The organism is Clostridium rhizosphaerae (assembly GCF_016765585.1).
Classification (GTDB): Bacteria; Bacillota; Clostridia; order Clostridiales; family Clostridiaceae; genus Clostridium_AT; species Clostridium_AT rhizosphaerae.
The window spans coordinates 1,151,919-1,166,368 of sequence record NZ_JAESWC010000002.1; the positions used below are offsets into that span (position 1 = coordinate 1,151,919).

Sequence of the window (14,450 nt, forward strand, 5' to 3'; positions counted from 1 at the left end):
GGGGAATATTTAGCATGAAGTTTAAAACAATCAAAAGAAGACTAATTGTAACATTTCTTATCGTTATTCTACTGCCAATGTCTATAACTGCAATTCTTTCAAATACGATGTTATCAAGCACTCTCAAAACTTCTTACACAAATTCGGTTCAAAAGACAGTTCAAGGTGTAAATAATGTTATTGATGAAATGTATACAGGTTATGAGTCAAATCTAGCTCAGCTTGCAGAAAATCCAACATCTAAAGCTGCTCTAGATGCCGATAAAACTGATACTTTGAAAAAAGAATTAAATTCGGTTATTAAAGCTAATTCAAAAATATTAAATTCTTATATAGCAACTGCAAACGGTTCAATGTATATATATCCTGAAGCCAAGCTTCCAGAGGGCTATGACCCTAGAACAAAATCCTGGTATAAGAATTCTGTTTCCAACAGCTTAAAGCCCCTATGGCAGGATGCGTACTTTGATATTTCTACAGGAAGAATGGTTGTTACCGCTACCAAGGCTATAATTGATGATAAGGGAAGCGTTATTGGAGTTGCTGGTATTGATATAGATATATCCAACATAGCAAGCTTATTTATAGATACTAAAATCGAAAATACTGGCGAAATAATGCTTCTTGATAAAACAGGTGTAGTAATTGCCTCTAAAAATAAAGACTTAACCTCTAAAAACTTAAATCCTGGCAGAGTTAATTCAAATGATGACACTAAGGATCAAAAAGTTGAAAATGGTTTTAAAAACGCTAGTGAAGTAGCTTGGATGAAACCACTTATGAGCGGTAAATCTCAGACTGTTCAATCAAACTTTGGCGGTAAAGATAGATATATATATTATACTGAAAACAATAAATCAGGATGGAAGCTTGTTGGTCTTTTAGATACCTCTGAAGTTAACTCAAAGATTATAAAAACTTTATCAACACTTATTGGTATATTCGTTTTATTTATAATAATTTCAATAATAATCGGTTACAGAGTGTCTAAAAATATAACAAATCCTATTCATCATTTAAGAGAAGCAATGGAAAAGGGTGAAGCCGGCGATCTTACAGTAATTACTAATGTAAAATCTCAAGATGAGCTAGGAGAACTTGGAACTAAATTTACGAATATGATAGGCAGTATGAAAAGTTTAGTTCATTCAGTGAAAACCTCTGCGGCACAGGTTGTTAACTTTTCGGAAGAGTTAAGCAAGCGCTCTGATGAAGTTACGACCTCTTCGGCTGAAATTGCAAGAGTTATAGATGAAATTTCACAAGGTACTATGCAGCAGGCTTCAGAAACAGAAAAAGCTTCACAAATTACAGCCGAATTCAATCAAAGCCTTTCTGAAATAGATCAATATAAAGAAGCAATAATAACAGAGAGTAAGGATATGGACAGCAATAATGAAAAAGCCGTTGCCTCAGTAAAAGATTTGAAACTTAAAAATATATCTACCATTGATGGAGTATCACAGATTTCAAACAGCATTGATAATTTAGTTAAACAGACTGAAAATATTGGAGGCATATTAGAAACTATTCTTAATATAGCTTCACAAACAAATCTTTTAGCTCTTAATGCTGCTATAGAAGCTGCTAGAGCTGGCGAATCCGGAAAAGGCTTTGCTGTAGTTGCAGAAGAAGTTAGAAATCTTGCAGAACAATCATCTGACTCTGCTGAAAATATTAAAACTATAATAACTAAAATTATTGAAACAACAAAATCAACTTCCTCTGATATGGATACTATTAAGAAAAACGTTGAAAATCAAAACAATGCAGTTTCTATCACAGAAGAAAGCTTTGATAAGTTAAACAAATCTATAAAAGCAATTAGCCATACTATTTTGGCTATGAGTACAAATATAGAAGCAATGCTTGGAAAGAGCAGCGAGCTGACCTCAAATATTTATAACATATCTGCTATTTCACAGCAGTCTGCTGCTGCATCCGAAGAAGTTAATGCTAGCGTGTCTAATCAGCTTAATGATATGCAAAATGTTAAGGCTCAGGCTAATGAACTATATGAACTTGCACAAAATCTAGACACTCTTATAGAAAAATTTAAGATATAAATATATAAAAACAGAGCGATATTTACATGCCGCTCTGTTTTTATTTTTATACTAGGTATACTCAATTTTAATCTTGCTTCCACCCAGTCCAGGAAGTGCAGGTTCAACAATAAGCTTGACAGGTACTCTGTTTTTAAGCTCTTCTACGTGACTTATAATCCCTACGCTAAGCCTATCACTATGCAGCCTTTCAAGAGAACTTATAACAATTTCTAAAAGTTCAGTATCAAGTGTTCCAAAACCTTCATCAAGGAAAAAGAATTCCAGTGGTGCACTTCCCTTTAGTTGAATTTGAGAAGATAAAGCTAAGGCTAAGGCTAGTGAGGTAAGGAAAGTTTCTCCACCTGAAAGAGTGCTGGTTGATCTTATAACTCCTCCATTAAAATCATCTCTCATAGTAAAATTTCCTGAAGAATCTAGCTCTAGAGCATATCTTCCTCTTGTAATATCTTTAAGCCTTTTTGATGCTTCTAGAGCAATATATCTAAGCTGATTCATTGCTACGAATTCTACAAATCTATTCCCCTGAACTAATTTATCTAAATCATCTAAAAGGCTTAATTTATGTTCAAGTTCCTTCTTTTGACTTAAAAGTTCTTTAAGTTCTTTAAGTTCAATCTTCAGCTTTTCTATAATCTGCTCACATTTTGCAATTTCTTGAAGCTTTGTATCCAGCTTATTATATGTTTCAGTTCTTTCAGTCTGAAGATTATCCCACATTTCCTGCTCAATAGAATTGCCTTCCAACTTATTTTCAATTCTAAGCATATTATTTTCTGTATTTTTTAGCTTGTCTTCATAACTTTTTATATAATTTTCAAGATTTAATACGTATTCTCCAGGCATCAAGCAATTTAAAACTTCTTCCTTGCTTATAAATTTATTTTCCTCTAATGACTGTTTAAATTGTTCATACTGTTCGTCCAAAAGCTTATTAAGAGTCTTGCAGCTTTCCTCTAAACTTACTAATTTATTCTCCTCTTTTTGTTTTTCGTTTTTTATATTTTCAAGTTTACCCTTTAAATTTTCCTCTAAGCTTCTAATCTCAGCTGTAATCTCTCTTACAACTTGAATATATTTCCTTGGCTCCTTATTTTCTGAAAGCCTATTAATTTCTTTTTTGTAGTCATCTACTACAGCTTTCTTTTCTTTTCCAATTTCAAGTATTTGTGCAATTTCAACATCTAGGACGCTTATTTGCTTATTAACTTTTTCTCTTTTTTCTTCTACACCTTCTAAAGAATTACGTAAAAGCTTTTCACTTTTTTGGAGAGTTAAAGTTTCTATCTCAAAGTTTTTAAGTTCCTGAAGCTTTTCTTTTATATTATCTGTTTTTAGTTCAGCCTTTAAATTAAAATATATCTCCTTTACATTTTCCAGCTGTTCTAACACTTTACTATACATATCTTCTATTTCTTTTAAAGCTGTTTCTTCTCCTTTAACAGCTTCACTTAACTTAGCCTCATTTTTTTCTATATTAGCTTTCAAATCCTTCAAATTTAATAAAACCTTGTCAGTAGAAACTTTTCTAATATTCCATGCTTCTATTTTATTCTTAAGCTCATTAAATTCCGTTTCAAAGAAGACCCTGCTTCTTTTCATTTCATCAATATCAACATCAATAAGTTTTTCGTTAACTCTTTCAAATTGGGTTTCTATATATTCTTTATCTTTGTTAACAGCAACAAGTTTCATATCTAATTCTCTTACTTCTAACTGAAGCTTATCCAATTTATTTATAAACTTTTCTACTAATTGCTTTTTATTCTCTAATCCTTCTATTTCTGTTTTTGTTGCCAATTTAGGATGATGTACTGAGCCGCAAACTGGACATGGTTCATCTTGATTAATTTTTTCTGCCAATATAAATGCTAAATTTGCTCTTTCATAGGTTTCTATTTCTTTCTGTATACTTTCAATAGAATTTTGCAAATATCTTATATTTTCATTTTTAGATTCAAATTCTTCTTCAAGTTTTTTCTTATGCTCTATAACAGGCTTAAGCTTATTATTTAATTGTATTCTCTCATCAACATTTTTTAAAGCTTCATCTAAAGCTTTGCCTGTTTCCATTAATAAATTTTGTTTTTGAAGCAAGCTGCTGTTGTCTCCTGGAACATTACTCTCTAATTCCTGCTTTTCCTTTTCAATTATGAAAAGTTCCTTCACTGCTTTTTCATGTTCTAGATTAATCTCTTCGTGACGTTTTTTTAAACTTGTTATACTTTTTTGCTTATCCTCAAGTTTGAATTTTAATTCCTTTAGCTTTGCACCTAAGTCAAAATATTCATCTTCTTTGTAGGAAGCGCTTTGTAGTTTATCTCTATATTCCGGCTCTACTCTGATAGAATTCAATCTATTTAATTTATCTTCAATATTTTTCTGAAGTAAAAGCTTTTCTTCATTTATTTTTTCAAGATTTTCCTTAAGCTTTACCTGTTCGTCATGTCTTTTATAATAAACTGATAAAAGTTCATTCTTTTCTTTTTCTATCTTTTCAGTTTTATTTAAAAGTTCAATTGCTTGATTTAAGTTAGCTTCCTTTGTTATAAGCTCGGGTATTTCCTTATCTTTTCTTAAAACAATACTATTATAGTCCTTCTCTGTCACACTTAGCTTTAGCATAATATCCTCAAGAAGTTTCTTTAACTTCAATAGTTCTTCTTGATTTAACTTTATTTTTTCTTCGGTATTCTTTAAGTTGTCTATATATGGCCTAACTACCAAAGCATTTTTTGCTTTTATTAACTTTTCAGTTTTGTCTTTAATTTCTTCTTTTTGCTTCTCTAAGTTAACTCTCTCAACCTTATATTCTTCTAATTCTTTTTGAAGTTCCCAAACAGATTTAAATTTTTCATATTGCTCATCTAAAAATCTTTTTTCATTCCTTAATGCTTTTTCTTCTTGTAAAAGTATTGTTAATTGATTTTTAGCTTCATCGAAGCTCTGCTCTGAAATATCCTTAAAGCCTTTTAATTCACCTGTTAGTAAATCCATAGCTTTGAGCTTTGAATTTCTTTCTTTTCTTATTTTATCCAATAGACTTTTACCATACTTCTCAAGCCCAAATATTCTTTCAAGCATATCTCTTCGTTCTTTACCCGTAAGCTTTAAAAATTCGCTGAATTTTCCTTGGGGAAGAACTACAGAACGAGTAAAATCCTCACAAGTTAGTCCTACTATATTTTCCACTTCAGTTTGAACATCTCTGGTCGCTTCAGCTAATATAGTGTTATTATTTACATCTAAAAGTCTTGCCAAGGACGTCTTATACCTACCATGCTTGTCTCTTTTTACATTTCTATCAACTATATATTGTTTTCTTTCACTACCTTGTCCAATTTCAAATTCATAAGTTATAGATAACTCATTACATTCAGTATTAATAAACTCATCAGACTCTCTTGCTATCTTTCCGTAAAGAGCTATAGTTATTGCATCTAATATTGTAGATTTGCCGCTGCCAGTTGGTCCAAATATGCCGAATAAGCCTTTCTCCGTAAGTCTTTCAAAATCTATTTCTTGTGAGTCTATAAAGCTATTCAAGCCTTTAATTTTAAGTTTTTTAGGCTTCACTTGCGTCCCCCTCCTCTTCCTGCGCTATTCTTAAAAACAAATCCATAATCTCGCTGCTAGGCTCTACTTTTCTTTCTTTTAAATAAAACTCCTTAAACATATCAGACATACTTTTTTCACTTAAAGTTTCATAATCAAAAGCAACCTCATCTTGTCCATCTATTATAGGTAAAATCTCTATAATATCCTTTTTTAGTTCCTTCATAAGCTTAATGTTTTCCTGGGTAATAAATTTATCAGTTTTTATTTCCATGTAAACCCAAACATTTTTTTCACTATTTTCTCTGCATTTTTCAACTGCGGCTTCAACACTTTGGCATTTCCAGATTTCGATAGGCTTATGGTTTTTAAAGAAAAGCTGTTGTATTTGTGCTTTTTCTCCCGCTCTTAAATCTACTATGTATCCACACTTAGAATAATTTATTTCGCTTTTGCTGTATTGAAGTGGTGACCCAGCATAATAAGCATCTACATCTGCCCCGTAAACTCTTTGTGGTCTATGCAGATGACCTAATGCAATGTACTGTGCCTTCTTAGGAAGCGCTTGAGCATCAACTGTTAAGCTTCCACCAAGTTGAATTGGTCTTTCCGAGTCACTGCTTTCACCACCAGCTACAAAAATATGTGAAACAGCTAAGTTAATTGTATCTTCTCTATATCTTTCTGATAATCTATTGAATATTTCTCCTACCCTTTCAGAATAGCTTTTTCTTCGCTCTGTTTCCTCCAGTTCCTCTGATAATATTTCATTTAATCTTTTTTCACTAGGATAAGGAAGAGTTATAATCACAGCTCTCTCCTTATTTATTTCTATTTCAACAAAGCCTTCTCCAGCTTCAACTATTTCAAAGTTCCCAAATTTACCAGTAAGTGCACAGCTTTTAGGAGTTCCTAGCATAATTACTCCATGTTCATAGGCAAGTGGACTTGCTGCTACTAGTCTTTCAGGATTGTCATGATTTCCTGCAATAACTAATACAGCTCTTTTACCTCCGCCTGAAATCCTCTTTAATGCATTATAAAATAAGTTTTCTGCTCTTGCAGGAGGATTGCCATTATCATATACATCTCCTGCTATTATTACTAAATCTATATTATTTTCTTCAACCTTTTCAATAAGCTCTTCAATAAAAAGTACCTGCTCCTCCAGTCTGCTGAATCCTTCTAATGTTTTTCCTAAATGCCAGTCTGAAGTATGAAGTATTCTCATTTAGTTCACTCCCTTTAATTTTAAGTTTCCACAGATTATACGTTCGCTATTTCTATCATAAATCCTTTTTAAAATTAAAGGAAGTACTATATTTTTACCAGTTAAGTTTAATCTTCATTTAAATGATAAGGATAGGTTGAAATCACCACATTTTTATTTCTTAATAAGGTTTCTCTTATAAAGAAACTTGTATGATTATGAAGTATTTCTCCCCACCATTCATGCACCACAAACTCTGGAACCACTACAGTAATTCTTTCCTGTTCTCCTGCTGCATTTATAATTTCACTTATAGAATTTAAAAGCGGCGTGACTACTGCTCTATAAGGTGAATATTTAGCAACAAGAACTATATCTGTATTTAATTCCTTCCACCTTGTTTTAAGCTTATCTAAACTTTTTTTACTTGGAGAAATATTTATAGCTATAACAGTATCCGTAATACTTCTGGCGTACTGCAGTGCACTTAAAGATGCTTTATTCAAACTTGAAATAGGAACAATCATAACGTGACTGAATTTCTTATCTATCTCCGACTTTGAAAGATCTTCTGTATCTACTCTAAGCTGATCGGCAACTTTTATGTAATGTCTTCTTGTAGATGACATGCCATATACTATAATTGGTATTAGTATAGCTACAATCCAAGCACCTTCTGTAAACTTTTCAAAAACAATTATTACAGTAGTTATAATTGTAATTACAACTCCAAACCCATTAATAAAAGCTCTTTTTTTCCAGCCGCTTTCTTTGCTTTTTCTCCAATGTATTACCATTCCTGTTTGTGCAAGAGTAAAGGAAAGAAAAACTCCAACTGAATATAATGGTATTAATCTATGAGTTGTTGCATTAAAAATAATAACAAGAATGCCTGCTACTATTGATAAAGCTACTATTCCTGTGGAAAAACTTAAACGTCTTCCTCTTATGGTAAACTGTCTTGGTGCAAAACCATCTTTTCCTACAACATACATAAGCATTGGAAAACCTGTAAAGGCAGTGTTACAAGCCATTATTAAAATAACTGCTGTAGTTATTTGGATAACATAAAACATAAAACCTTTACCAAACACACCATAGGCTATCTGTGCTACTACAGTTGGATATCCTACAGGAATAGCATGATAAAATCTTGCAAGTATTGAAGTCCCGCCAAATATAAAAAGAATCAATGTAGATAATAGTATCATAACTAATTTTGCATTTCTTTGGCTTGGTTCTTTAAAATTGGGCACAGAGTTACTTACTGCTTCCAGTCCTGTCAAAGCAGAACAACCTGAAGAAAAGGCTCTAAGTATTAAGAATATGCTTAATTCACCAGTAAGTTTTACCTGCTGCTGAACCATTGGAGGAGGAGCTCCATATAAGGAAACTCTAATAAGACCATATATAATCATAAAAATCATACTTATCATAAATAGATAAGTTGGTATACTGAAAATCTTAGAGGATTCACTTATTCCCCTTAAGTTTAAAATTGTTAATATAGTTATAAGACATACAACTAATAAAACTTTGTGAGTATTTAATTGCGGAAATGCAGATATAATGGCAGCCACACCAGCACTGGCGCTAACAGCAACAGTTAGTATGTAGTCTATCAATAAAGCTGCTGCTGCAATAAGTCCAGCTTTTACTCCTATATTTTCTTTAGCAACTATATAAGCCCCTCCGCCTTGCGGATAAGCTCTTATAATTTGCAAATATGAAACTGTAAGTATAAATAAAAGCCCAATAATAGCTAAAGACACCCATCCAAGCCAAGTATAAGCCATTAATCCAATACCTGCTATTAATACTATTAATATTTCTTCTGCTGCATAAGCTACAGATGAAATGGCGTCACTTGCCATTATAGCAAGCCCAAAGGGCACATTATACTTCTCATGGCCTGTTTGTTCATTAGCAAGCGGCTCACCAGTTATTACATCTAAAAACTCCTTAATCATAATTTTAACCCCCTTTACTAGGATTCTCATTTTCATTAATTAATTGGCAAAACTCCACAATTTTATGTGGAGCTTTAATTTAATATTAATTTATTATCCTTCTACTATATATCCTGTATGCTCAATACAATTTTTTATTGAATTTGAATCAGCTGGCTCATTATATTGAACTTCAACAGTCCCTCTAGCCAAATCTACTGCTACTTCTTGTACCCCTTTAATCTTATCAAGCGCATTTAATATTTGAGCCTTGCTTTTTCTGCTTGCCATTCCTGAAACATTATAATGAACTGTATCCATATATAAAAACTCCTTTCACTTCATGCTAATTAATTAATCAGTAATAGTATGAAGTGAAAACAGCTTTTTTATCCTTTATGATAAAAAACCTGTTTTAAATAATCTGTATTATATCCGCTAAAACTTAACAATAATTGTGAAGGAGCATAAAAGAGCCATATCAAAAATCCAGTTAAAAACTTAAGTTGTATGTTTTCTAAAATATTAAATAATCCTACATTTAAATCACACATAAAAAATAGAAGCATGCCAATTTCTATAAATACTGCACTGCATAAATGATATAAACCACTTTTTGTTATAGTTAATGAACAATATAAGCTTGAAATAAGAAGTGATGCATATATCAGAGAAATTCTTAAAAGCTGTCCTTCTATATTGTTTATATTAATAGTTGTACTTAGAACAATTCCTATGCTCACAGCAAATATTAAAAACATTAAATTCATAAATCTATTTTTTTTCTTTAATGTATGCCTGATTATATATATTATTTGTACAAAACAAAAACATAAAATTCCTAGTTTATAATCACTAACGATTAAAAGATAATAATCAGCTATCAGTGTAAAAAGTCTTGCAGCATTAACTAAAATGCTATCTGCTTTTCCATAACCTTCTTTACCTATTAATAATGTTAAAATAAAGCAAAGAACTATAATGAAATATTTTAAGTAGATTGTAAAGTTATTTTCTAAATTTTTGCTAGATAAGTCTATATATAAAAACACTGAATAAATACCTACAATCAAATACGTAATGTATCTGATTAATAACTTTTTACTTATGATTTCATTCATTACTATCATCCCCGGCCACATATATTTAACTTTGTTGTAATAGTATTCCTTTCACTTTTAAATTATACTCTGTTATAATTAAATGGCCGCATATTTATAATAATTTTGATAGTGAGGAATTTATGAAAAGATTTAAAAAAGTTTATATAGAAATAACTAATATATGCAATTTAAAGTGCGAATTTTGTCCTATAACTAAAAGAAGCCCTCAATTTATGAATATTAATACTTTTGATAGTATTTTGAATCAAGTTAAAGAGTATACTGATTTTATATATTTACATGTTAAAGGTGAGCCTCTTTTACACCCTCAGTTGGGCAGCTTTCTAAATTCTGCTGATGAGTATAAGCTTAAAGTTAATTTAACTACAAACGGCACTCTAGTTCACAAAGTTAAAGATAAACTGTTATTAAACAACTCATTAAGGCAAATAAACATTTCGTTGCACAGCTTTGATGCAAACGAACTAAACTTTTCGTTAGAAGATTATTTAAATAAAATTATAGATTTTACCTTTGAAGCTACTAAAAATAATAAAATAATATCTTATAGATTATGGAATTTAGAGCGCGATATAAGAAGTATAGAAAAAAATAGACATATACTTGCTATACTAGAAAATGCGTTTAATCTAAATTACAAAATTGAGGATAAATTAATAGACACTCCAGGAATAAAGCTAGCTAAAAATGTTTATTTAAATACCGCTGAGAAATTCGAATGGCCGGATAAGGCTTTAGAACAAAGTGATAGCTGCGGTTTTTGCTATGGACTTAGAGATCAAATAGCTATTTTAGTTGATGGTACTGTTGTTCCTTGCTGTTTAGATGGTGAAGGCGTTATTAATTTAGGAAACATAAATGAGGAAAGCTTTTATGATATCATAAATAATAAAAGAGCTAAAGCAATTTATGATGGCTTTTCCAATCGAAAAATTGTTGAGGAATTATGTAAGAAATGTGATTATAGAAGAAGATTTAGCAAATAGTAAAGAATATTTTGTGTTCTTTACTATTTTTATTGTAGTTAAAAAAACTATTTTACACATAATAAATTTAGCCTACTTTCAGGGAGGTTAAAATAATGCGCGTAAGAATTGGTTATGTAGCAATTGCCTTAAATTTACCTAAGGTAACTTCTTCAAGTACTGTTACTTATACAAATTATCAGAAATTATCCTCTGATGAGCAAAAGCTAAATAAATTAAAGCAAGTAACTCTATCAAATCTTGATGATTTATATAAAATCCTTCAATATAATGTGGAAAATAATGTTCATTTTTATAGAATAACCTCTGCCTTAGTCCCACTAGCCACCCATCCAGAAGTTACAGCTTGGGACTATAGGAAAATTTTCAATATAGACTTTAAGCGTTTAGGCAAATTTGTAAAAGAAAATAATATGAGAGTTGATACTCATCCTGATGAGTTCAATGTAATAAACAGTATTAGAGAGGAAGTTGTAAAAAGTTCAGAAAGAAACCTTTGGAGCCATGTTCATCTTTTCGAGGATATGGAATATCCTGATGGGAAAATGGTGCTTCACATAGGAAGTGCACAAGGCGGTAAAGAGGAAGCAACACATCGTTTTATAAATAATTTTAAAAAATACCCACCTGAGATAACTAGCAGGTTAATGCTTGAAAATGATGACAAAACTTTTACTGCTTCTGAAGTGCTATCTATTTGCAGGGAAACCAATACTCCAATAGTTTTTGATGTTCACCATCATATGTGTAATAATAATGGAGAAACGATAGAAGACCTTATATCCGAAATATTTTCAACATGGAAAAATCAGTCTCTTCCTCCTAAGTTTCACTTTTCAACACCTAGAGAATCAGAAAGAGACAGAAAGCATGCAGATTATATAAATGCTAAAGATTTTATAAGCTTCATAGAAATATGTAAGCCTTTAGACAAAGATTTTGATGTTATGCTTGAAGCAAAAATGAAGGATAGAGCACTTTTTCAGCTTATTGATGATATTAAAATCATAAAGCCTAATTGGAATTGGATAGATAATACAACACTAGAAGTTTAACTCTAGTATTTTACTTCGCTATTAAATCCAAAATAATAATGAAATTCTTCTATGAAGGAGGCTTTTGTATGAGTCATAAAGAAAAGGATCATGGAGTAAATAATTATAGTAAGGATCAAGATTGTGGAAAACAGGATGAAAAAAGAATAGGCCAGTTAATAAATTTAGTTGATAAGCATACAAGAACTGAAAGACATTTAGAGCAGCATTCTGATATAGCCTCTCCTGATGCAATAGCTCACTCAAAGGAGATACAAAAAGAGCGCGAGGAGGAAATAGATAATCTTAAAAATGTTATTGCTCATGGTAAACATGTAAATGTAAATGAATTTGAAAATTTGCAGAGAAACTATGACTTTACAAACAGTTACATTGAAGCAAATTCTGACAAAATGGATAGTACTACTCTTCAGAAAACAAAAGAAAAGCAAGAAAATAGAGAAGAACAAATTAATAATATGCTTAAATAAACATTTAGGTCCTAGAGAAATTTCTAGGACCTAATTTTTACTGTTTAAACCTAAAATAATATTCTGGAGTATCTTCTGTAATTATATAGCAGGTCCATCATCAAAGGTTAAATATATTACTTTATCCTCCTTATTTCCTTCAGCATATATCTTAATATTTAAAAACATCTCACACAAAAATACAGATTACAGCAAAACAGCAAACTTTACCCAACTTTTTCAATATTTCTCCCCTTCTTAAACATAATTCATTAATTTTCCGTCCATATTTATTGTTAATATTAATCTTAAAAATAAATCTATAAAATACTTACAGCAATACTAATAAAAGTTTTCATTTTTCGTTATCATATATGACATATAGTTATATAACAGAATATACTATATTAGATACAATTAAATGGGAGAACTTATAAGGGTATTGATATTGAAACAGGGGGATATTATGGAGGAATTGTGGATCTTTATTATTCTTATTTTTGCACTAACAGCAGTATTTATAACCTATTTCATAGAACACTCCAGATTAAATAATATTTGGAACGGATTAGTTCAGGAAAAGAAAACAAAAGACTATTTTTATAGAGGTAATCACAGTTATATCTATATTCTGCAAATACTAAAAGATAATGGTGAAAAATTAACTATAGATGTAAGCGAAGAAATGTATAAGTCCATAGAAGTTGGCGATAAAGTTAAAAAGGACAAAGGACAATATTACCCTTCTAAAGACATATGAGTATATTAAAGGACCGTATTAATAAAATACGATCCTTTTCAAATTTATATATTTACATATAATTCTACTATCTTAAGTATAACATCTACAGCCTTTTCCATTGAAGATACAGGTACATATTCAAACTTTCCATGGAAGTTTAAACCTCCAGCAAAAATGTTTGGACATGGAAGTCCCATGAAGGAAAGTCTTGCTCCGTCAGTTCCTCCTCTTATAGGTCTGACTAACGGCTTTATTCCTACAAGTTCCATAGCCTTTTTAGCATTATCTACAACATACATAACAGGTTCTATTTTTTCTTTCATATTTTTATATTGATCTTTAACTTCAATTACAACTCTATTCGGATACTTCTTGTTTAATTCTTCCGCAATTGCTTTAATGTTTTGTTTTCTCTTTTCAAAGCTGTCTATATCAAAGTCTCTGATAATATAATTTAATATTGTTTTTTCAACATCCCCGTTTACTGAATTTAGATGATAAAATCCTTCATAGCCTTCTGTGGTCTGTGGTGTTTCGCTTTCAGGAAGCTTTGCTATAAATTCGTTTGCTATAAGCATTGAATTAACCATTTTATCTTTAGCATAGCCTGGATGTACATTTCTTCCATGAATAGTAACTTTAGCACCTGCAGCATTAAAGTTTTCGTATTCAAGTTCTCCAACAGCTCCGCCATCCATAGTATAAGCTAAATCTGCATTAAATTTTTCAACATTAAAGTGATCTGGTCCTCTTCCTACTTCTTCATCAGGAGTAAATCCTAGCTTTATTGTTCCATGAGGAATTTCTGGATTGTTTATTAAATACTCTACAGCTGTTATTATTTCTGCAATTCCTGCCTTGTCATCTGCCCCAAGAAGAGTAGTTCCATCTGTAGTTATCAGAGTTTCCCCTATGTATTCCTTAAGTTCTGGAAAATCTATTGGTGATAAAGTTACTTCATCATTAAGCTTAATATCCCCACCATTATAGTTTTCTACAAACTGTGGATTAACATTTGTTCCAGACATATCTGGGCTTGTATCCATATGTGCTATAAATCCTATTGTAGGTACCTTTTTTTCTACATTTGAAGGAAGTGTAGCCATTATATAACCATTCTCATCTACTGAAACATCAGAAAGCCCTAGTTCCTCAAGTTCCCTTCCTATTTCCTTTGCCAAAACAAGCTGTCCCTTAGTTGTTGGAACTGTTTCTGAATTGTCGTCAGCCTTTGTATCATATTTTACATACTTTAAAAATCTTTCAACAACTTTACTCATGTTGTCATCCTCCTAACTGATATTATAAATTAAT

General features: G+C 31.0%; 11 protein-coding genes. 5 read left to right on the forward strand and 6 right to left on the reverse strand.

The genetic code is table 11. The features are described 5' to 3' along the window. Nucleotides 1-14 precede the first annotated feature (14 nt). A complete protein-coding gene (locus JK636_RS08595) occupies nt 15-2,066 on the forward strand; it encodes a methyl-accepting chemotaxis protein (RefSeq protein ID WP_202748413.1) in 2,052 nt (683 codons plus the stop codon). Nucleotides 2,067-2,117: 51 nt separating this feature from the next. Here JK636_RS08595 and JK636_RS24020 read toward each other — a convergent pair whose 3' ends face one another. From JK636_RS24020 to JK636_RS08620, 5 genes are all read right to left on the reverse strand, one after another. Beyond that, nucleotides 2,118-5,642 carry an AAA family ATPase gene (locus tag JK636_RS24020; protein WP_202748414.1) on the reverse strand — a complete coding sequence of 1,175 codons (3,525 nt, stop codon included), beginning with the start codon at nt 5,640-5,642 and terminating at the stop codon, nt 2,118-2,120. Further along, complete coding sequence (locus tag JK636_RS08605) at nt 5,632-6,852, reverse strand: exonuclease SbcCD subunit D (protein ID WP_202748415.1); 1,221 nt, start codon at nt 6,850-6,852, stop codon at nt 5,632-5,634. Before JK636_RS08605 ends, JK636_RS24020 begins: the two co-directional genes overlap by 11 nt. Before the next feature lie 107 nt (nt 6,853-6,959). Continuing rightward, the gene (locus JK636_RS08610) at nt 6,960-8,801 is read right to left on the reverse strand and encodes an APC family permease (RefSeq protein WP_202748416.1); all 1,842 of its coding nucleotides are present in this window, start codon (nt 8,799-8,801) and stop codon (nt 6,960-6,962) included. Nucleotides 8,802-8,894: 93 nt separating this feature from the next. After that, entirely contained in the window at nt 8,895-9,101 is a 207-nt protein-coding gene (locus JK636_RS08615; protein WP_202748417.1) for a heavy-metal-associated domain-containing protein, read from the reverse strand. A 68-nt stretch (nt 9,102-9,169) separates the two neighbouring features. After that, nucleotides 9,170-9,901, reverse strand: coding sequence for a hypothetical protein (locus JK636_RS08620; protein WP_202748418.1), 732 nt, complete (start codon nt 9,899-9,901; stop codon nt 9,170-9,172). Between the two features lie 122 nt (nt 9,902-10,023). Here JK636_RS08620 and JK636_RS08625 point away from each other — a divergent pair, with 122 nt between their 5' ends. The 4 genes from JK636_RS08625 (at nt 10,024) to JK636_RS08640 (ending at nt 13,154) form a co-directional block, all read left to right on the forward strand. Continuing rightward, on the forward strand, nt 10,024-10,890 hold the full coding sequence (locus JK636_RS08625; protein ID WP_202748419.1) for a radical SAM/SPASM domain-containing protein: 867 nt from the start codon (nt 10,024-10,026) through the stop codon (nt 10,888-10,890). Between the two features lie 95 nt (nt 10,891-10,985). Continuing rightward, on the forward strand, nt 10,986-11,945 hold the full coding sequence (uvsE, locus tag JK636_RS08630; protein ID WP_202748420.1) for a UV DNA damage repair endonuclease UvsE: 960 nt from the start codon (nt 10,986-10,988) through the stop codon (nt 11,943-11,945). A gap of 68 nt (nt 11,946-12,013) precedes the next feature. After that, nucleotides 12,014-12,415 carry a hypothetical protein gene (locus JK636_RS08635; RefSeq protein WP_202748421.1) on the forward strand — a complete coding sequence of 134 codons (402 nt, stop codon included), beginning with the start codon at nt 12,014-12,016 and terminating at the stop codon, nt 12,413-12,415. A 445-nt stretch (nt 12,416-12,860) separates the two neighbouring features. Further along, nucleotides 12,861-13,154 carry a DUF7489 domain-containing protein gene (locus tag JK636_RS08640; protein WP_202748422.1) on the forward strand — a complete coding sequence of 98 codons (294 nt, stop codon included), beginning with the start codon at nt 12,861-12,863 and terminating at the stop codon, nt 13,152-13,154. A 44-nt stretch (nt 13,155-13,198) separates the two neighbouring features. Here the strand turns inward: JK636_RS08640 and pepT are convergent, their stop codons facing one another. Continuing rightward, on the reverse strand, nt 13,199-14,416 hold the full coding sequence (pepT, locus tag JK636_RS08645) for a peptidase T (RefSeq protein ID WP_202748423.1): 1,218 nt from the start codon (nt 14,414-14,416) through the stop codon (nt 13,199-13,201). Nucleotides 14,417-14,450 lie beyond the last annotated feature (34 nt).

Excerpts from the sequence above, each read along its gene's own strand:
- JK636_RS08595 (WP_202748413.1), top strand. The coding sequence starts at position 15 with ATGAAGTTTAAAACAATCAAAAGAAGACTAATTGTAACATTTCTTATC.
- JK636_RS08605 (WP_202748415.1), bottom strand. The coding sequence starts at position 6,852 with ATGAGAATACTTCATACTTCAGACTGGCATTTAGGAAAAACATTAGAA.
- JK636_RS08610 (WP_202748416.1), bottom strand. The coding sequence starts at position 8,801 with ATGATTAAGGAGTTTTTAGATGTAATAACTGGTGAGCCGCTTGCTAAT.
- JK636_RS08615 (WP_202748417.1), bottom strand. The coding sequence starts at position 9,101 with ATGGATACAGTTCATTATAATGTTTCAGGAATGGCAAGCAGAAAAAGC.
- JK636_RS08620 (WP_202748418.1), bottom strand. The coding sequence starts at position 9,901 with ATGAATGAAATCATAAGTAAAAAGTTATTAATCAGATACATTACGTAT.
- JK636_RS08625 (WP_202748419.1), top strand. The coding sequence starts at position 10,024 with ATGAAAAGATTTAAAAAAGTTTATATAGAAATAACTAATATATGCAAT.
- uvsE (WP_202748420.1), top strand. The coding sequence starts at position 10,986 with ATGCGCGTAAGAATTGGTTATGTAGCAATTGCCTTAAATTTACCTAAG.
- JK636_RS08635 (WP_202748421.1), top strand. The coding sequence starts at position 12,014 with ATGAGTCATAAAGAAAAGGATCATGGAGTAAATAATTATAGTAAGGAT.
- JK636_RS08640 (WP_202748422.1), top strand. The coding sequence starts at position 12,861 with ATGGAGGAATTGTGGATCTTTATTATTCTTATTTTTGCACTAACAGCA.
- pepT (WP_202748423.1), bottom strand. The coding sequence starts at position 14,416 with ATGAGTAAAGTTGTTGAAAGATTTTTAAAGTATGTAAAATATGATACA.